Origin of the sequence: Rikenella microfusus DSM 15922 (assembly GCF_000427365.1) — a bacterium.
GTDB classification, from domain to species: Bacteria; Bacteroidota; Bacteroidia; order Bacteroidales; family Rikenellaceae; genus Rikenella; species Rikenella microfusus.
This window is the reverse complement of record NZ_KE386488.1, coordinates 1,733,298-1,752,147: the sequence shown is the minus strand read 5'-3', so window position 1 is coordinate 1,752,147 and position 18,850 is coordinate 1,733,298. Positions and strand designations below refer to the sequence as shown.

Genomic DNA, 18,850 nt, shown 5'->3' with positions numbered 1-18,850 from the left:
TTAGTTTTAAATTCTCTATAAAGTAACGCATTTTTCACCTCATTTCAAAATCCGGCCGGCAGAAATCGGCAGCGAAACGGATTTTTTCACTCCGCCCCGATCAATTTCCTCAATCCGTCGGCTATCTGCGTATTATCCAGCCGCCCGCCGAATATTTCGGAAGAAGCGCCGATCGCGAATACAGGCACGTAGGTCGCCGTATGGCTTCCCGTCGTCCATCCCGTACCGGCGTGGCGGGCCAGAATATCGACCGCCAGGTCTGCCGTTTTTCCGGCATTTTTCACATGGGTTTCTTCAAGTTCCGTCCACTCTTCCGGCGTTACGGCGATCAACGTGCCGAACCCCATTTTTTCACCGAGCAGTTTTTTTACGGTTTCCCAGTCCGGAGCCGCTTCGATGGCCGCTTTCAACACCCCTTTCGAACATTTCTGCGCTGCGAGCAGTCCGAAATAGGTATCGTACCCCAGGTTGTCGCGCCCCAGCGCCAGGCCTCCCGTCTCATGGTCGGCAGTAACGACGATCAGCGTCTCGTCCGGATGCTCGCGCCAGAAACCGAGCGCCACGCAAATGGCCGAATCGAAATCCCTGACTTCCTGTACCAATGCTGCTGCGTCGTTGCTGTGGGCGGCCCAGTCGATCTGTCCGCCTTCGACCATCAGGAAAAACCCTTTCCGGGCGCCGCCGTCTTTCATCAGAAAGTCGATCGAACGGCGGGTTACGGCCGGCAGGGTCAGGTCACCCGGCCGACGGTCGATGGCCAGCGGCAGATTGGCGGGATCGGCTCCCTCTTCCTGCATCAGCACGGCCCGCCGCCCGGCGATTTCGTTGTCGCCGCGGGTGATCCGGTAGCCGGCTTTGTCCAACGCGTCGTAAAGCGATACATGCCGTTTCGGTTCGGGTTTCAGAAAGCCTGAACCCGCATAAAGGTCGAGTCCGGTCTGCGGGGCGTCCATGGCGATCTCGTAATACATATTACGGGTCGGTTGGTGAGCGTAGAAACTGGCCGGAGTAGCGTGGTCGATGCTTACGGAGGTCGCTACGCCGGTACGCATGCCCTGTTCTTTGGCGGCCACGGCGACGCTCTGCACCGGTTCGGTCCGTTCGGCATTCATGCCGATCGTCCCCACGGAGGTCTTCTGGCCGGAAGCGAGGGCCGTCCCGGCAGCGGCGGAGTCGGTCATCCGGCGGTTGGCGCACCAGGTGGTAGCGAATCCGACAACAGGGAACCGGGTGAAATGGAGGGCGCCGAACCCGACGTCATCGCCTTGTTCCGAAGCCAGGCAGGCTTCCGTCAGCGACAGGGCGTTATGACCCATGCCGTCGCCGATGAAATAGAAGATGTACTTGGGACGTTCGCCGGCCCGGCAAACGAGACCCGCGAGAAACAACAGCAAAAACAGTGTTTTTTTCATAAGATCGACGTTTTATCTCGCCCAAAGGTAGTCATCTCGTGTTAATTTGTCGTTAAACCTCCGGAACCGAATTCGGAAAAGCAGGCATCATGCGGATTTATCCGAAGACGACCGATCGCAAAGCATAGTCCTTTAGATAAGTACCCCGAGTCGCATAAAGTCACGCATAACTTACCTTCGGAAAACCACGTATTCCGTACCGCGATCCCGCTACTCCGAATCGACGGAAACGCCGCCTGACAGTTTCCTTTCTCCCGGTCGGCGAGTCCTCTCCTTAACAAAAGCCGGGGACGTTTCCGAATAACGGAAACGTCCCCGGCAGGGTTGCTCTATCGAAGAAAATTACTTGGTCGGCTGCGGCCCTGCTGCGACCAGTGCCTTGCCTTCCGCGTTGTCGGTGTATTTTTCGAAGTTTTTCACGAAACGGCCGGCCAGGTCTTCCGCTTTCTTGGTCCATTCCGCCGCATCGGCGTAGGTATCGCGCGGATCGAGGATCTTCGGATCCACGCCCGGCAGAGCGGTCGGAACCTTGAAGTTGAAGATCGGAATCATCTTGGTTTCGGCCTTGTCGATCGAACCGTCGAGGATGGCGTCGATGATACCGCGCGTATCTTTGATCGAGATACGTTTGCCGGTACCGTTCCAGCCGGTGTTCACCATATAAGCGGTAGCGCCCGACGCTTTCATGCGTTTAACCAACTCTTCGGCGTATTTGGTCGGATGCAGGGTCAGGAACGCTGCGCCGAAGCAGGCCGAGAAGGTCGGAGTCGGCTCGGTGATGCCTCGTTCGGTACCGGCCAGTTTGGCGGTGAAGCCCGACAGGAAGTAGTATTTGGTCTGTTCCGGGGTCAGGATCGAAACCGGCGGCATCACGCCGAACGCGTCGGCGGTCAGGAAGATCACCTTCTGGGCGGGACCTGCTTTCGATACCGGTTTGACGATGTTTTCGATATGGTAGATCGGGTACGACACGCGGGTGTTTTCGGTCACGCTCTTGTCGTTGAAGTCGATCTTGCCGTTGGCGTCCACGGTCACGTTTTCGAGCAGGGCATCGCGTTTGATGGCTTTGTAGATATCCGGTTCGGACTCTTTATCAAGGTTGATGACCTTGGCGTAGCAACCGCCTTCGAAGTTGAAGACGCCGTTATCGTCCCAGCCGTGTTCGTCGTCGCCGATCAGTTCGCGTTTCGGGTCGGTCGAAAGGGTGGTTTTGCCGGTACCCGACAGGCCGAAGAAAATGGCCACGTCGCCGTCTTTGCCCTTGTTGGCCGAGCAGTGCATCGAAGCGATGCCGCGCAGCGGAAGCAGGTAGTTCATCATCGAGAACATCCCTTTCTTCATTTCGCCGCCGTACCAGGTACCGCCGATGAGCTGCATCTTTTCGGTCAGGTTGAAAGCTACGAAGTTTTCGGAGTTCAGCCCCATTTCTTTCCAGTTGGGGTTGGTGGTTTTCGAAGCGTTGAGCACTACGAAGTCGGGTTCGCCGTAGTTTTTCAGCTCTTCTTCGGTCGGACGGATGAACATGTTTTTCACGAAGTGGGCCTGCCAGGCTACTTCCATGACGAAACGCACTTTCAGACGGGTATCCGGGTTGGCGCCGCAGAAGGTGTCCATCACGTAGAGTTTCTTGCCGCTCAGTTCGGCGGTGGCGATCTTTTTCAGTTCGTCCCACACGGCCGGGGTGATCGGTTTGTTGTCGTTTTTGGCGAAATCCGAGGTCCACCATACGGTGTTTTCGGTGGTGGCGTCCTTGACGATGTATTTGTCTTTGGGCGAGCGGCCGGTGAAGACGCCGGTCATCACGTTCACGGCGCCCAGTTCGGTGTCCACGCCTTTTTCGTAACCGGTCAGGCAGCTGCAGGTCTCAGCTTTGTAGAGTTCTTCGTAAGACGGGTTGTGGAGAATCTCCTTCACGTCTTTAATGCCGTACTTGCTCAGGTCGATTGACATAACAGTTGGTTTTTAATGGTTTATATTGCTTTTATCTGCTTCCTTGCTTCGGAGGGAGGGATGCTTCGGGCACACTTCCACGGGACAAAGGTAGTAATAAATTTTTATTGTTAATCATTTCACAATTGGATTTTCAAAAAAATTTAAAACTTTTTTCCGACGCCTTATTATAACCCGTTACGGAGGCGAAATATTGCCGTCGCGGATGAATTTGTCCGGGGAAATCTTAACTTTGCCGCAACAACGGGAAAAGGGATACACCATCATGAAGCGGATCACCGACCTGATCGTACTGGCGGCCATGGCTGCGGGCATGGCCGCATGCGGCAAAACCACGAATACGGACATGGAGAAAAAGACGAATCCCACGCTGGAGACGATCGCCCTGCGGCGAAGTGTAAGGCATTACACGGAACGGGCGGTGCCGCAGGATACGGTGGAACTCCTGCTACGTGCGGCGATGGCGGCGCCCTCGTCGAAAGACCGCCGTCCGTGGCATTTCATCGTGGTGAACGACCGTTCGACGCTCGACACGCTCTCCACGAGACTGCCGTTCGCCTCGATGCTGGCCCGTGTGCCTCAGGCGCTGGTGGTGTGCGGCGACAGCGGCCTCTCGGAATCGTGGTATCTGGATTGCTCGGCGGCGACGCAGAATTTCCTGCTGGCGGCGCAGGCGATGGGACTGGCGGCGGTCTGGACGGGGGTCTATCCGAATGCGGACCGTATCGTAACGGTACAGGAGGAACTAGCGCTGCCGCCAACGATCATGCCGCTGGCGGTGGTTCCGTTCGGCTATGCCAACGGAACGGAACAACCCAAAGACAAATTCGACGCTTCACGCATACATCACAATAAATGGTAATTTAACCGTTCGTTTATTTGTAGGTTTTTTGATAAGGCCGCGGCCTGCGGAGGAACGACGAGCGGATGCGAGTTACGGGCCTCCGCTGCCCGGAGGCTGCGGCCCGTCCGCTGGCGCGGAAACATTATTTTAACCGTACCGTTTTAGGCTTTTGAGATAACCGTTCTTGTTCTTCAGAATGAGAATAACTCTCTCAAACCTGAACGATACAAATAAACGAACGGTTAAGTTTTAGCGACATTATGGAATACGACGAAGAGAAGATCGCGCAGTTGGCACAGCATTATAAAGCCATTCTGGAATTGCTCGGCGAAGATCCCCGGCGCGAAGGGCTGCTCAAGACCCCCGAGCGCGTAGCCAAAGCCATCTCTTTCATGACGCAGGGATACGAGCAAGACCCGATCCAGATACTGCTTTCCGCCAGATTCAGGGAAGAATACAAACAGATGGTCGTAGTCAAAGACATCGAACTCTACTCGCTGTGCGAGCACCACATGGTGCCCTTTTACGGGAAAGCCCACGTCGCCTATATTCCCAACGGATTCATCACCGGCCTGTCGAAAATTCCCCGCGTAGTGGACTGCTTTGCCCGCCGGCTGCAAGTGCAGGAACGGCTCACCGTACAGATCCGCGACTGCATACAGCAGGCCCTGAACCCGCTCGGCGTTGCCGTCGTGATCGAAGCCAGCCACATGTGCATGCAGATGCGCGGCGTGGAGAAACAGAACTCCGCCACCACCACCTCCGCCTTCACCGGCGCCTTCCTCACCCAGCTACAGACCCGCGAGGAATTCATGAACCTGATCTCACACAAACTCCGATAAGAAACCTACTTACCATACCACATAACACAGCCCTATGAGCGGATTTTTCGGTTGCGCCTCCCGGCGCGAATGCGTCAACGACGTATTCTACTGTACGGATTACCATTCCCACCTGGGTACCAAACGCGCCGGTCTGGCCTTTTTCAACGGCGAGCGGTTCGTGCGTTCGATCCACAGCCTCGAAAACGGCTACTTCCGGAACAAATTCGAAGACGACCTGCCGAAATTCGAGGGTTCCTGTCTCGGAATCGGGATCATCAGCGACTTCGAATCGCAGCCGGTAACCGTCACCAGCCATCTGGGACGCTTCTCGATCGTAACCGTGGCCCGCATCGAAAACATGGACGAAATCACCGAACGCCTGCTCGGCGAGAACGTCCACTTCGCCGAACTATCCGGCTCGGAAATCAACCCCACCGAACTGGTAGCCATCCTCATCAGCCAAAGCCGCACTTTCAAGGAAGGGATCGAAAACGTACAACGGACCATCAAAGGGTCGTGCTCGATGCTGATCCTGACCGAACACGGGATTTACGCCGCCCGCGACCGTTTCGGACGCACGCCCGTCATCATCGGGAAAAACGACTTCGGATACGTGGCCGCATCCGAAAGCTCGTCGTTCCTGAATTTAGGATACGAATACGTGAAAGACCTCGGCCCCGGCGAAGCCGTGCAGCTTACCCGCGACGGGATCACCGACATTCTCGCGCCCGGCGAACGGAAACAGATATGTTCGTTCCTTTGGGTCTATTACGGCTACCCCTCGTCGTGCTACGAAGGGATCAACGTCGAGGACGCGCGTTACCGCTGCGGAGCAGCGATGGCGGCACGCGACGAAGAGGTACACGCCGATTTCGCGGCGGGCATTCCCGACTCCGGAGTCGGACACGCGATCGGGTACAGCAACGCCAAACGCATCCCGTACAAACGTCCGTTCGTGAAATATACCCCCACATGGCCGCGCAGCTTCATGCCGCAGAATCAGGCCATGCGCGACCTGGTGGCGAAAATGAAGCTGCTGCCGAACGAGGCGTTCACCCGCGGTTCGAAAATCGTCTTCATGGACGACTCGATCGTACGCGGCACGCAGCTCAAAGACAATATCGTCAAACTGAAAGAGGTGGGCGTCGAAGAGGTACACATGCGCATCGCCTGTCCGCCGCTGATTTTCCCGTGCCGTTTTCTGAACTTCTCGACCTCGCGTTCGACGTTCGACCTCTATGCGCGGCGCGTGATCCGCGACCTCGAAGGAACGGACAAGCTCTCGGACGAGACCTTGCAGGAATACGCCGACGATACGACGGAAAAACACCGCAAAATGGTCGAAGTGATGGGCCAGCAATTACAGCTCACTTCGTTGAAATTCCAGCGCCTGCAAGATGTGGTGGATGCCATCGGACTACCGAAAAGCGAATTGTGCACCCACTGCTGGGACAACAGCAGCTACATGGAATAACCCGTTGCCATACGACGCATTCTCCTATCTCCGTCCCGGTCGGCCCCGCCGAACCGGGACGTTTTTTAGAGCCGGTTCCAGATATGGTATCCATACGCGAAATTGTCTAACAGGACTTGGCGGACAAATCGTTCTTCGCCTGATTTCCAGCATTTACCCCCTTAAGACAGGGATGGGGTACGGATCGAAAACGACCGAAGATCATACGCGACGATAAAATCACTTTATCCGAATCAGTCATTACCTACGTCTTACCCCCGAATCCCCGGCCTGCCGGATACCGGGCAATTTTCGCTCCATCCCCATACCCCTGCTCCGAGACAAGCCCGGCGAGAATACCGGACGCCGCAAAACCGGTTCGAGGAACGTGCTGCCGGTTCCGAAAGGATACCGGAGAATCGCCGTTTCCCGCAGCAGGGCAGGCATTCGTGTACGAAAGAGGCGGCCGGGGATCCGAATCCCCGGCCGCCTTTCCCATATCCGACCCGCCGCTTAATCAAACAGATGCCCCCCGCCTTTCGGCGTCCCCGCCGAATCGTTCCGGAGCGTCTCCCGCGAAACCTTGCTGCCGGCCGGCAATATACCGACCTCTATCTTCATCCGACGGCGGATAAACGCCGGGATATTTTCCAACTCGTCCTCGCTCAGAGCCGTTACCGGCGTCACGGGCGATTCGTCCGCCGGTATCACATGGTCAGCTGCCGGCTCGGGCCGGATCTGCGGCTGTGTTTGCGGTTCGGCCGGCCTGTTTTCCTCAGGCGCAGGTTCCGCAACCGTTGCCGGCACGGGGTCGGGTTGTACGGGCCGGGCCGGCTCGGGAACCGGAACCGCATATACGGGCTGCGGTTCGGCCGGCAGAGCTTCGCCGTATGTCTTCTCCGTATCGGTCGTGTAATCAGCCGCCGCTTCCGTCCGGTGCGTCACGACAGCGAAATCGTCCGCCCCGTCCGAAACCGTTTTCGGTTTCTTCCTGGCGGAGCTGCCGTCCGTATCGATCAGCGAAACGGTCTCCCGCCTCGGTTGAGCGGGTTCCGTACCGCCCGCCGCCCCGGTATTCTTCCGGTTCGGGTCGCGGCCTACGATCTCGGCATAGCGGTCGCGGACGGCGGGAATGCTGTCGATGTCGAACCCGGTGGCGATCACCGTGATCCGGATATCGTCGCCCAGCGAATCGTCCGTTCCCGCGCCCCAGATCAGGTCGGTCGCATTGTCGTTGCCCGTGCGTTCCTGCACGAACTGCGTAATCTGATAGGTCTCGGTCAGGGTGACTTCCCGGCTGCCCGAAGTGATATTGAGCAACACGTTTTTGGCCCCCGAAATATCTTTATGGTTCAGCAGCGGCGAACTCATGGCGGCTTCGGCTACCTCCAGGGCGCGGTTTTCACCGCTTCCGCGGGCGGACCCCATCAGGGCGATGCCGCTGTCTTTCATAACGGTCTGCACGTCGGCGAAATCGACGTTGATACGATACTCCTGCGTAATGATGTCCGCGATACTTTTGGCTGCGGTCGCCAGAATGTCGTCCGCTTTGCCGAAAGCCTCCGACAGGGTCAGTTCCCCGTATATCTCATGGATGTTTTCGTTATTGACCACCAGCAGCGAATCGACGTTATGCCGGATCTCCTCGATCCCTTCGAGCGCCTGCATGATGCGCCGGCGGCCCTCCGTCTTGAACGGAATGGTGACGATGGCCACCGTCAGTATCCCCATCTCTTTGGCCGCCTTGGCGATTACCGGCGCGGCGCCGGTACCGGTGCCCCCGCCCATCCCGGCGGTCACGAAGACCATCTTGATATTTTTCTCCTGGAAAACTTCCCGGATCTCCTCGATGCTCTCTTCCGCCGCCGCGCGGCCCCGCTCCGGTTTGTTACCGGCTCCCAACCCTTCGGTCAGGCTCTCGCCCAGCCGGATACGGATCGGCACCGGGCTGCGCTCCAGCGCCTGCCGGTCGGTGTTGCAGACCATGAACGAAACGTCCGTGATCCCCAGTTTATACATGTGGTTCACGGCGTTGCTCCCGCCGCCGCCGACGCCCACCACCATGATGATGGACGAACTGACGGGCGCTATATCTACGAATTCAACCATTGTCTGTATGTTGTACGCTTCTCTGTTATCTTTCTGAATAATCGTTTTCCCGAAAAGACCGGCCGTCTAATAGTTGTCGTCATCGACCTCTTCGGAGAACATCGAACTGAACAGACGTTTCATCCTTTCCGAGAGTTTCGGTTTGCGCACCCGCAACTCCTCTTCGGCCGGATAGTCGTCCGCATAACCTTCGTCCCCCTGCATGCCGTAGCCGTCCTGCTGGACGCCCGTACCGTACGGGTCGCCGTCCTGCCGGGCGTATGTTCCGTCGTCGTAGGGCTGCCGGGCATAGGCGTCCGCTCCCGGTTCCGCCGGTTCGCCCGCGGCCGCGCCGTACCCGTATCCGACGGTCGCGGCCTGGGTCTGCACGGCACTGTCGTCTGCCGACGGCTGCACGGCCGGCTGTTCGCCGATTTCGGTATGGTTCCCTTTGCGCACCTCGTCGAGGATAATCCCCGTCAGGGTGGAATATTTCGGCGCCGAGACCAGTTCGGCCGACTCCGATGCCACATAGGTGACGGGCTGGGCTATCCGCACGTCCATGCCCGTGTGCATTTTGAACAGCAGATCGAGGTTCCTGAGGTTCGCTCCGCCGCCGGTCAGCACGATTCCGGCCCCCAGCCGGCCTTTGAACCCGCACCGTTCGATCTCGATCTTCACGTAGTCGATGATGTCGTACATGCGGGCTTCGATGATCCCCGCCAGGGTACGTACCGCGATCTCTTTCGGGGCCTGGCCGTTTACGCTCGGGATGTTGATATATTTATCGCCGGGGGTCCGTTCGGCCACCGCCTCGCCGAACGAGGTCTTGAGCTTTTCGACGTACCGTTCCAGAATGCCGTAGGCGCGGATGTCCTTGTTGATGATGTTACCGCCGATCGGAATCACCGCTAGATGACGGATCACTTTGTCGTAATAGACGCAGATGTCGGTCGTTCCGCCCCCGATGTCCACCACGGCCACGCCGAGTTCTTTCTCATCGTCGCTCAGCACCGCTTCGGCCGAGGCCAGCGGCTGGAGCACGATGCCCGCCAATTTGAGGCCCACGCGCTGGAAACACCTCCGGATACGTTCGATGGCTGTCTCTTCGCCGATAATGACGTTGAATTTCGCCTCCAGCTTCCGGCCTTCCATGCCCACCGGCTCGCTGATGTCGTCTTCGCCGTCCAGGGTGTAGGACTGCGGCAGGATGCTGATGATGGTCTTGCCCGCCGGCAAAGAGGCGTTCCGCTGGTCGTCGATAAGCCGTTCGACATCGCTTTTGCGCACTTCGGTCACCCCGGCGTCGGTCACGTTCTGGACGGTCACGTAGCCTTGCGTACGGTTGCACTGTATATGTTGGCCGGAGACGCCCACATAGGCCTCGCGCACCACGATGCCCAGCTCCTGTTCGAGCTTGGCTTTGACCTCCCGCAACACCTGCGAAGCCTGCTCGATATTCTTCAGGTCGCCTTTCATCACGCCGTTGGAGGCCACCTCTTTCAGCGCGACGATTTCGATCTTGTTCTTCTCGGCTTTGCGTCCCACGGCCATCGCCACCTTGGTTGTCCCAAGATCGACCGCCGCTACGTATTCGTTATTGTCCATATGTCTCGTGTGTGCTCTCTGTGTTCGTAGTTTCCGCCACTTCCCGCTCCGCCGGCATCCCTTTGCAGACGACCTGCCCCCGGAACCTCAGGTCGATTTCGGTCGCCGAACGCCACCATCCTTCGCCGAAACTCCTGCGATAGAACCGCGACAGTTTCCGCAATCTGGCTCCGACAGCCGCCGAATCGGCGATCCCGCCGAAACGGATCGTCTGTTTTCCCACCCGCGGCAATAATCGTACCTCTTTCCCGTCGTAATAGACCTGGGCGATCAGGGCGCTCAGGAAAGGATCGGTATCTACCTGATGTACAAAGTTAAGCAGATTATGCAACAATTCCCGCTCCCGGGGAAACTTTTTTTCATCCAGGGGGCCGAAATAACCGGTCGGGAAACCCAGGGGCAAACGACCGCTCGCCACGGGCACTTCGGCCATGGGGTCGGACTGCGGAGGCAGCAGTACCAATGTGCTGTCCAGATAAAAGTTATGGCCGGTTTCGCTGACTACGCGCAGCACCGGCTCACGTTGCTCCAGAACGATATGCAGCAAACCGTCGATCGCCGTATAGGCTTCGGCGCGGGAGACGTAACGTTGCCCTTCGATCAATCGTTCCACGGCATAAACGTCGATCTCGCGAAGCGGAATATCCGCCACCCGCACGGCGCTGTCCGAGAGCCAGTGCCGGACTATTTCGGGCGTGACGAATTTCAACCGGGCGCTGTCCCGGATGACGATATCCGTCCCTTTGCATTTCAATTCCCGCTCCTGCACGGAACAATAACGCACGGCCACGACTGCATAAGCCGTCAGCAGCACCAGCAACGCCGCATTGACTATTTTACGCCCGTTGGGAGTCATGATCGGGTTTCGTGTTTTTCATAATCGGACAGGCCCCTTCATACAGGGGGCCTTCGAAAGTTGTTCTCTTGTTCATCCGGCTGCGGCCCGGTATCGAGCGACCCGCTGTCTGGCCGGAGCCGTTCCCGCCGTGGGACTGCGAACAGTCCCCGCTATCCCCGGCGGATACGATTAACGGTACGGTTATTTTTCATTCGGATCGGGCGCCCGGGAGGTCGCCCCGAGTTTACGAGGATTGCGGGCCTCCCGAGGGGAGGCGTCCGGCCCGCCCGCTGACGCGGAAACTTAGTTTAACCGTACTTTTAATTTGCAGATTCAAGCCCGGAGCCAGCGAGGGCAAAACCGGCAGGTTGCAGCCCTGCGCCGGGGGTGGCTCCGGGCTGCCCGCTACGCGGAACTTTAATTTTAACCTACGGTTTGTAGGTTATGCGATTCTTCAGAATCGCCGGCTTTCGCGCCCAAGCCGCTTTGCGGCTTCGGGGGGTGGGCGCAAAGCCGATAAATGAGATAATTGAACAGTAGGTTTAAAAAGTATTTCTACGGGTCAAGGCTGCCGACCCGGGAATGTGCGATTTTCCGATCCGACGGGAGTCGGGAACGGGGAATCGCATTCCCGGCGACTTTTTTGTCTCCTTTTTTGGTCGCGCAAAAAAGGAGATGCCCCGCCGGCATGAGGCGTCCGGAGAGACCGGTGCCCTCGCGGCAGGAGCGGGTGAAAAAAACAAACGCCCGTCGGCGACAGACAGTACATTTAAACCTACGGTTATTTACAATCCGAACATCCGGGAGCGATTCGGATTTAAATAGTCCTATGTTTTTACAAAGAGCCGCAGCCTGCGGAAAGATAGTTAGTGTGCCGATCGATACCGGTTCTCCTTGCGACGCATAGCAACACCTCTGTCGGAATACCCGACGTCACCGGCCTGCGCCGCCCAAAGCCGCACTGCCCTCCCGCGCATAGCCCTGCGTTTTATCCGTTCTTCCGCCGCACGATCTCCGCCACCGATACGCAGAAACGATCGATATCTCCCGCCCCGGCCGTAACCAGCACCCCGCCCGCGGGCAACGCCTCCACCTCGTCCATCAACCGTTCTTTGGGAATCAGCTTCTTGTAAGGGGCGGTCACCCCCTCGAAAATCATTTCCGACGTCACGCCCGGAATCGGTTCCTCCCGGGCCGGGTAGATCGGCAGCAGCAACACACGGTCGGCCAGGCTCAGCACCTCGGCGAACTCCGGCGCGAAATCGCGCGTCCGCGTATAAAGGTGCGGCTGGAACGCCACCGTCAGCTCGCGGCGCGGAAACATCTTCCTCACGGAAGTCAGCATCGCCCGCAGCTCCGCCGGATGGTGCGCATAATCGTCCATATAGATCGTCCCCGCGGGCCGCCGGGGATCGTTCACCCAAAAATCGAACCGCCGCCGCACCCCCCGGAACGTGGCGATCGCCTCCCGCAGAGCCTCGTCAGAACGAAAACCCTCGCACCAGACCAGCGCGGCGGCGGCCACGCAGTTCTCGACGTTCACCAATCCCGGAATCCCCAGCCGGCATCCCGCGACGCGCCGGTCGGGAAACACCAGGTCGAACGTGTAATACCCCCCCTCGTCCACCGACAGATTCTCCGCCCGGAAATCCGCATCGGTGTCGTTTACATGGTACGTGTACTGTCGTATATCTTTTCTGTCGAGCGGCAGGTCGATTCCTTTTTTCAGAATCAGAGTCCCTTCGGGCCGTATCTGAGCCGCGAACTGCGAGAACGCCTCGCGCACAGCCTCGTAAGTACCATAAATATCCAGATGGTCCGGATCGACCGACGTAACGACCGCCTCTTTCGGGTGCAATTGCAGGAACGACCGGTCGAATTCGTCCGCCTCGACCGCCATTCGCCGACCCGCCCCCAGCACCAGATTGGAATCGAAATTTTTGGAAATCCCGCCTAAAAAAGCGCTGCCTTCCCCGGCCGCCACGGCATTGAAATGGGCGACCATCGTCGTAGTCGTGGTCTTGCCGTGCGTTCCGGCCACCGCCATCACATTCTTCCCTTCGCCCAGCAGTCCCAGCATCCGCGACCGTTTCAGCACCTCGAACCCGCGGCCAAGGAACCAGTTCAGCTCAGCATGGTCGTGCGGGACGGCCGGCGTATAAACCACCCGCGTGCGGGACGCCTCCCGGAAAGCCTCCGGAATCGCGGCCGCCGAATCCTCGTAATGCACCGCGATCCCCTCCTTTTCCAATTCCGCCGTCAGGGGCGACGGCGTGCGGTCGTATCCCGCTACCTGCCACCCTTCGTGTCTGAAATAACGGGCCAGCGCGCTCATGCCGATACCGCCGATCCCCACGAAATAAATCCTATCTTTCGCCATATCTTTTCGCCGTTTCGATCACCTGTTTCGCCACGTCGCGTGCCGCGTCGGGCCGTCCCATTGCCGAGATGTTCGCCACCATCCGCGCCCGCCGTCCGTCGTCCGCCAAAAGTTCCAGCGCGAGGGGAACGACTCTCTCCGCCGCTTCGTCGTCGCGCACCACTAAGGCTGCCTCTTTCGCCGCCAGAGCCTGGGCGTTGCGCGTCTGGTGATCCTCCGCCACATTGGGCGACGGCACGAAAATCACCGGTCGTCCCACCAACTCCAGTTCCGATACAGTACAGGCCCCGGCCCGCGCCACCACCACGTCGGCAAGAGCGTAAGCCAGATCCATCCGCTCGACGAACGCCCCGCGCCACACGTTCGCCGGCAGGCCGCCCGGCCGGGCGGCAATGGCTTCCGCGATCTGCGGTTCGTAATATTTCCCGTTCTGCCAAATCACCTGCACGTCGTCCCGTCCCTCCAGCGCGTCGAGCCATCGTAGCATACACTGGTTCAACGTCCGGGTACCGAGGCTCCCGCCCACCACCAACAGCGTTTTCTTTCCCGCTTCGGCCGCAAAACCGAAATGATCGCAGGCTTCCCGCAAAACAGCCGCCGACGGTGCCGCAAGACCGGCGAAACGGCCCCGCAGCGGGTTTCCCGTCCGGACGATTTTCGACGCAGGGAAGAAGCGTTCCATGCCGTCGTAAGCCGTACAGATCGTTTTCGCCCGTTTGGAAAGCAACCGGTTGGTCAGCCCCGCGTAGGAGTTCTGTTCCTGGATAACGGTGGGAATCCCCATCCGCTGCGCGGCCCACAATACCGGCGCACTGGCATAGCCGCCGAAACCGGCTGCCACGTCGGGACGGAACTCTTTCACGATCCGCCGCGCCTGCCGCAGGCTCCGCATCACTTTGAACGGCAAAGCCAGGTTGGCTCCCGATATCAAATGCCGGCGCTGGAGTCCGGCCACGGGCAATCCCACGATTTCGTATCCGGCCTGCGGCACCCGTTCCATCTCCATCTTGCCTTCGGCGCCCACGAAGAGAATCCGCACGCCGTCGTCTCCCAATTCCGCCCGCAAGGCGTCGGCCACCGATACCGCGGGATAGATATGTCCGGCGGTGCCGCCGCCGCTGATAATCACCCGCAAAGGTTTGTCATTCATGCTGTTCATCCATTAAATCGACCACTTCGCGCCGCCCTTTCCGACTGTCGTCGGCCCAGGCGTCCCGACTGTCGCTGTGTTCGACCAGCGTCAATTCGTCGTTATCTTCCCCGTCGGTCTCTTCCGAAGCGGTATCGACCGTTCTCTGCCGCACGGGAACCAACGGCCGCCGGAGCGGTTCCGCCAACGGTCCCGCGCTCTCAGGTTCTGCCGGAAGCGGAACGTCAACTCCGGCCGGCGTACCGTCATCCGGCACGATTCCTGCCGCCGGTTCGGTTTCCCGCCGCAACCTGGCCTCCGCCTCCTGCTGTTCCCGTTCGCTCTCACGGCTCACGCCGAGAATCATTCCCATCGCGACGCAGGTAAAGAATACCGACGAACCGCCCATACTGATCAACGGCAGCGGCTGCCCCGTAACCGGCATCAGCCCGACCGACACGGCCATATTCACGAATGCCTGCATGGTGACGATCAGGCTCAGCCCGAGCACCATCAGCCCCTGCGAGGGACGATTGCACCGGCGCACGATCAGTCCGGCGCGGTAGAATATCCAAAGGTACAAAACAAAGACGACGATTCCCCCCACGATACCGTATTCTTCGATGATGAAAGCATAAGCGAAGTCGGAATACGGATGCGGCAACTGCGACCGTTGGGTGCTGTTGCCCGGCCCTTTGCCGATCACTCCGCCGGATGCGATGGCGATTTCGGCCTGCTGCACCTGGTAGCTGTCCTGGCTGGACTGTTTGTCGTCGGCCACCGCTTCGGTCGGTCCGACGAACTGCACCACACGGTTCACCCAAGTCTCGGCCCTTCCCACCCCGGCGGCATACATGCCTCCGACGATCACGATACAAGAGGCTGCGGCCACGAGCGTCAGCCGGTTCAGTTCGCTCTGCCGCACACGACCGATCATCAGCATGATCATGCAGGTTCCCCACAGAATCGCGGCGGTCGAGAAGTTGGAGGGGAGCACCACGAGGGTGGCGACGACGATCGGCAGGATCAGCGGCCGGGTCGTCTTGTACCAGATATCGAAACTGCGCTGGGGGTTGCGTCCCCATCCGCCGGGAGTCAGCGGAGGCAGGACGGGGATTTTGGCGATGACGCCCTGACGGATGCCCAGTTGCTGGGCGATGACCACCACGAGGGTCACTTTGAGCAGTTCGGAAGGCTGGAACGTGAAACCGAGGCCGGGAATCTTGAGCCAGCGGGCGGCATCGTTGAGCGACACGCCGATGACGTAGGCCAGGATGACGAGCACGACGCTGAGCTGGAAAAGGGCCTTGGCATACCGGGCGTAATATTTGTAGTCGATCCAGTGCACCACGATGATTACGAAAAATCCGATCATGATGAACCGCGCCTGCCGGAACAGGTAGTACGACGTATTGCCGTCCACTTCGCGGTAGGCCATGGCCGCCGTGGCCGAATAGACTACCAGCAGGGAGACGAGGAAAAGGGCGGCCACGATAATCCACAACGGTTTATCGCCCCGGAACAGAAGGAGTTTCCTTTTTCTCGCCATACTGCAAAGCTACTGATTTTCCGCGAGAGTCTCTCCTGCGGTTTCTCCGCCGGAAGCCGGAGACGACAGCCAGATCCGCCCGTCCCTGTAAACACGGGCGGCCCGGAGAATACTCCGGGCCGCCCGTACACAACGGATAACACTCCGTTATTTAGCGCTTTTCACCGCCGCTTTCGTAGTCCCCTTCTTGGACGAGGCCGCAGCCTGGTCTTTGTTCTTGTCTTTCTTCACGATCGTCAGGTTGTCGAATGCCTTCACGGCATCTTCCCGCGTGGCGTAGTTGCAGGGAACCACCGTCCGGCCCTGGATATCCACGACACCGAACCTCCCGTTGCTCTCCACGACCGCCAGACCGTTCGAAAAAGCCGTCGCGCTGTCATAAATCGTGGTAATGAATTCCTGGCCGAGCGTATTCACGAAACCGTACCGGCCGTTTTTGGAAACGCGGGCCACGCCGTCGATGAAGTTGGAAATCTCGTCGTATTGCACCGGAATGATCTCGTCGCCCATATACGAGAGGTACCCGTATTTCCCGTCGCGCGAAGCGAACGCCAGGCCGTTTTCGTCGAACGGGGCGATCTCCTTGTAAATCGGCTGGGCGATCTGGTTCCCCGCATTGTCGATCAGGCCGAAACGCCCGTCTTTATACACCATGGCGATTTTGTTCACGAATTCGTCGATGGCATTATACACGCACGGCGCCAGTTCGTACCCCGAAATGCTGATCAGGCCGCATCGCCCGCGTTTCCATATCTTGGCCACCCCGTCTTCGAAATCGGTGATGACATCGTAGCTCACGCTGGCCACTTCGCGCCCCGAACGGTCGATCAGACCGTAATAACCGTTTTTCTTGACCTTGGCGACGCCGTTCCGGAACGGGGTGATGGAGTCGTAAACCGGAGCCACCACTTCAAGCCCCAGCGTATTGACGAAACCGTAGCGTCCGTCGCGCTTCACTTTGGCCAGCCCGTCCGTAAACGGGGATATGCTTTCGTAGATCACCGGAGTGAACACCCGGTGCGTCACGTCGATCAGGCCGTATTTACCGTTCTGCTTCACCACGGAGATGCCGTCCTGGTACACGCCGGGCTGCATCACCTCGCCCCCCTGACCCCGGGCCGACACCGCCACGAAAAGTACGGACAACGAGAGTAATAGATGTTTCATATCTGAGGTTGTATCTGTTTAATGCTGAATCAAAATAGCGTCAGTAAAAATTATTATAAAAATAATTTCCGACACAATTACGAATACGAACAAAGAGAGGACAAATGTCCTCTTACCCGACAAAAGTAGGAAGGATTTTCCAATTAACCAATATCCGTCCCTATTTTTTGTCAGCGTCCGGACGGTATCCGGAATATATTAATTGTCAGTAGTCTGCCGGACGATGTTGGGTTTCTGGAGGCCGTAGCCTTTCCGTTTGTCTTCGCGCTTGAGCAGAACGCCGAACAAGACCGCCAGCAATCCCAGGGCCAGGAAGATCAGCATCGGCACGGTGTAATCGTAACGCGGAACGGACGCGCCGTCCACCGTCTACGGCGGCAGCGTCCCCCATTTGTCGAGCGCCCATCCGATCAGCAGCGGCACACCGGCAAGCCCCCAGTTCTGCACCCAGAAGATCAGGGCGTAGGCCGTCCCCAGTTCGTGTTCCGGAATGATTTTCGGCACCGACGGCCACATGGCCGACGGTACCAGCGAAAATGCCACGCCGAGAATGATGACCAGCACCACGGCCGCCGCCCAGTGATCGACCCACGGGATGGCGAATCCGGCATACACGAATACGAGCATCAACGCCCCCCAGATCATCATCGACGCGCCTTTGCCCCGGCGGTCGTAGATGCTCCCGAACAGAGGGGTCAGCACCAGCGTCCCGACCGGCAGCAGGGAGGGTATCAGCCCGGAGTACTCGCCGGCCACGCCGAATTTCTGTACGACCAGATCGACCGCGAATTTCACGAACGGGTGCACGGCGGCGTAGAACAGCAGGCATAACAGGGCGATATACCAGAATGCGCGTATGCGGAAGATCGAGAAGATATCCCGGAACCGGAACCGTTCGTCGTCGGCCAGCCCCTCCTGCGCCCGCTCGCTGTCGAGTCTGCGGTCCATGACGATATAGACCAGAAAGGTCAGGAAGCCGAGCAGCAGCAGGATCATACCGAAGAGGATCGGCGTGCTGACCGAATTGCCGAACGCCTTGGCGATCGGCAGCGGCAGGGCCAGCGCGAGGAAGGTTCCCATACGGGCGAACGCGACGTTCATCCCCAGAGCGAAGGCGAGTTCCCTGCCTTTGAACCACCGCACGACGATCTTGTTGGCCGTGATGCCTATGGTTTCGTAACCGACGGCGAACAGGGCGTATCCGAGCGAAGCGGCCAGCACCTGCGCTTTCAGGGTCTGCGCCCCGAAAAACCAGAAATCGACCGTGCGGGACGGATCCATGAATCCGATCGCATAATACTTGATCCCGATCCCGACGAGCATCACGCCCACGGAGAGCACGCCGGTGAAGCGCGCTCCCAGTTTGTCCAGCACCATGCCGCCGAATATGAGCATCAGCAGGAAGATGTTGAACCACCCGTAGCCGCTGTTGAACAGGCCGAAGTCGGTATTGTCCCAATGGAACAGCTCGATCAGCAGCCCTTTGAGCGGCGCGAGCACGTCGGTCAGGAAGTAGCCGCACATCATGGTCAGCGAGACCATCAGCAGCACGATCCACCGGGCGCTGCGCGATTCGGACATTTTACGTTGGATCTTCTCTACCATCGG

Annotated in this window: 14 protein-coding genes; 3 read left to right on the top strand and 11 right to left on the bottom strand. The window is 58.8% G+C overall.

Annotation, left to right across the window (positions count from 1 at the left end; all coding sequences use genetic code 11):
* Positions 1-86: 86 nt before the first annotated feature.
* Positions 87-1,412, bottom strand: a complete 1,326-nt coding sequence (locus tag RIKMI_RS0108330; RefSeq protein ID WP_027291238.1) for an alkaline phosphatase — start codon at positions 1,410-1,412, stop codon at positions 87-89.
* A gap of 342 nt (positions 1,413-1,754) precedes the next feature.
* A complete protein-coding gene (gene pckA, locus RIKMI_RS0108325) occupies positions 1,755-3,362 on the bottom strand; it encodes a phosphoenolpyruvate carboxykinase (ATP) (protein ID WP_027291237.1) in 1,608 nt (535 codons plus the stop codon).
* A 265-nt stretch (positions 3,363-3,627) separates the two neighbouring features.
* Between pckA and RIKMI_RS0108320 the strand changes: the two genes are divergently transcribed.
* The 3 genes from RIKMI_RS0108320 to RIKMI_RS0108310 all read left to right on the top strand — a co-directional run bounded on the left by RIKMI_RS0108320 (position 3,628) and on the right by RIKMI_RS0108310 (position 6,504).
* Positions 3,628-4,224 (top strand): nitroreductase family protein, encoded by a 597-nt coding sequence (locus RIKMI_RS0108320; RefSeq protein ID WP_027291236.1) that lies wholly within the window; start codon positions 3,628-3,630, stop codon positions 4,222-4,224.
* Positions 4,225-4,466: 242 nt separating this feature from the next.
* A complete protein-coding gene (gene folE / locus RIKMI_RS0108315) occupies positions 4,467-5,048 on the top strand; it encodes a GTP cyclohydrolase I FolE (RefSeq protein ID WP_037291733.1) in 582 nt (193 codons plus the stop codon).
* Between the two features lie 34 nt (positions 5,049-5,082).
* On the top strand, positions 5,083-6,504 hold the full coding sequence (locus RIKMI_RS0108310; protein WP_027291234.1) for an amidophosphoribosyltransferase: 1,422 nt from the start codon (positions 5,083-5,085) through the stop codon (positions 6,502-6,504).
* A 492-nt stretch (positions 6,505-6,996) separates the two neighbouring features.
* Here RIKMI_RS0108310 and ftsZ read toward each other — a convergent pair whose 3' ends face one another.
* The 9 genes from ftsZ to RIKMI_RS13500 form a co-directional block, all read right to left on the bottom strand.
* Positions 6,997-8,592 carry a cell division protein FtsZ gene (gene ftsZ / locus RIKMI_RS0108300; protein ID WP_027291232.1) on the bottom strand — a complete coding sequence of 532 codons (1,596 nt, stop codon included), beginning with the start codon at positions 8,590-8,592 and terminating at the stop codon, positions 6,997-6,999.
* Between the two features lie 66 nt (positions 8,593-8,658).
* Positions 8,659-10,179, bottom strand: a complete 1,521-nt coding sequence (gene ftsA, locus RIKMI_RS0108295) for a cell division protein FtsA (RefSeq protein WP_027291231.1) — start codon at positions 10,177-10,179, stop codon at positions 8,659-8,661.
* The gene (locus RIKMI_RS0108290; RefSeq protein ID WP_027291230.1) at positions 10,169-11,035 is read right to left on the bottom strand and encodes a cell division protein FtsQ/DivIB; all 867 of its coding nucleotides are present in this window, start codon (positions 11,033-11,035) and stop codon (positions 10,169-10,171) included. Before RIKMI_RS0108290 ends, ftsA begins: the two co-directional genes overlap by 11 nt.
* A gap of 970 nt (positions 11,036-12,005) precedes the next feature.
* The gene (gene murC / locus RIKMI_RS0108280) at positions 12,006-13,397 is read right to left on the bottom strand and encodes a UDP-N-acetylmuramate--L-alanine ligase (RefSeq protein WP_027291229.1); all 1,392 of its coding nucleotides are present in this window, start codon (positions 13,395-13,397) and stop codon (positions 12,006-12,008) included.
* The gene (murG, locus tag RIKMI_RS0108275; RefSeq protein ID WP_037292388.1) at positions 13,384-14,547 is read right to left on the bottom strand and encodes an undecaprenyldiphospho-muramoylpentapeptide beta-N-acetylglucosaminyltransferase; all 1,164 of its coding nucleotides are present in this window, start codon (positions 14,545-14,547) and stop codon (positions 13,384-13,386) included. Before murG ends, murC begins: the two co-directional genes overlap by 14 nt.
* Positions 14,540-16,075 carry an FtsW/RodA/SpoVE family cell cycle protein gene (locus RIKMI_RS13505; protein WP_051214436.1) on the bottom strand — a complete coding sequence of 512 codons (1,536 nt, stop codon included), beginning with the start codon at positions 16,073-16,075 and terminating at the stop codon, positions 14,540-14,542. Before RIKMI_RS13505 ends, murG begins: the two co-directional genes overlap by 8 nt.
* 147 nt (positions 16,076-16,222) lie before the next feature.
* Positions 16,223-17,242 (bottom strand): WG repeat-containing protein, encoded by a 1,020-nt coding sequence (locus RIKMI_RS0108265; protein ID WP_084135233.1) that lies wholly within the window; start codon positions 17,240-17,242, stop codon positions 16,223-16,225.
* A 198-nt stretch (positions 17,243-17,440) separates the two neighbouring features.
* Positions 17,441-17,608 carry a hypothetical protein gene (locus RIKMI_RS15280; protein ID WP_336433350.1) on the bottom strand — a complete coding sequence of 56 codons (168 nt, stop codon included), beginning with the start codon at positions 17,606-17,608 and terminating at the stop codon, positions 17,441-17,443.
* Between the two features lie 3 nt (positions 17,609-17,611).
* The gene (locus RIKMI_RS13500; protein ID WP_336433349.1) at positions 17,612-18,847 is read right to left on the bottom strand and encodes an MFS transporter; all 1,236 of its coding nucleotides are present in this window, start codon (positions 18,845-18,847) and stop codon (positions 17,612-17,614) included.
* Between the last annotated feature and the right edge of the window lie 3 nt (positions 18,848-18,850).

Bases quoted from the DNA above. Each gene is read 5' to 3' on its own strand.
- RIKMI_RS0108265 (WP_084135233.1), bottom strand. From the start codon at position 17,242: ATGAAACATCTATTACTCTCGTTGTCCGTACTTTTCGTGGCGGTGTCG.
- ftsZ (WP_027291232.1), bottom strand. From the start codon at position 8,592: ATGGTTGAATTCGTAGATATAGCGCCCGTCAGTTCGTCCATCATCATG.
- RIKMI_RS0108290 (WP_027291230.1), bottom strand. From the start codon at position 11,035: ATGACTCCCAACGGGCGTAAAATAGTCAATGCGGCGTTGCTGGTGCTG.
- RIKMI_RS0108320 (WP_027291236.1), top strand. From the start codon at position 3,628: ATGAAGCGGATCACCGACCTGATCGTACTGGCGGCCATGGCTGCGGGC.
- ftsA (WP_027291231.1), bottom strand. From the start codon at position 10,179: ATGGACAATAACGAATACGTAGCGGCGGTCGATCTTGGGACAACCAAG.
- murC (WP_027291229.1), bottom strand. From the start codon at position 13,397: ATGGCGAAAGATAGGATTTATTTCGTGGGGATCGGCGGTATCGGCATG.
- RIKMI_RS13500 (WP_336433349.1), bottom strand. From the start codon at position 18,847: ATGGTAGAGAAGATCCAACGTAAAATGTCCGAATCGCGCAGCGCCCGG.
- RIKMI_RS13505 (WP_051214436.1), bottom strand. From the start codon at position 16,075: ATGGCGAGAAAAAGGAAACTCCTTCTGTTCCGGGGCGATAAACCGTTG.
- pckA (WP_027291237.1), bottom strand. From the start codon at position 3,362: ATGTCAATCGACCTGAGCAAGTACGGCATTAAAGACGTGAAGGAGATT.
- murG (WP_037292388.1), bottom strand. From the start codon at position 14,547: ATGAATGACAAACCTTTGCGGGTGATTATCAGCGGCGGCGGCACCGCC.
- RIKMI_RS0108310 (WP_027291234.1), top strand. From the start codon at position 5,083: ATGAGCGGATTTTTCGGTTGCGCCTCCCGGCGCGAATGCGTCAACGAC.
- folE (WP_037291733.1), top strand. From the start codon at position 4,467: ATGGAATACGACGAAGAGAAGATCGCGCAGTTGGCACAGCATTATAAA.
- RIKMI_RS0108330 (WP_027291238.1), bottom strand. From the start codon at position 1,412: ATGAAAAAAACACTGTTTTTGCTGTTGTTTCTCGCGGGTCTCGTTTGC.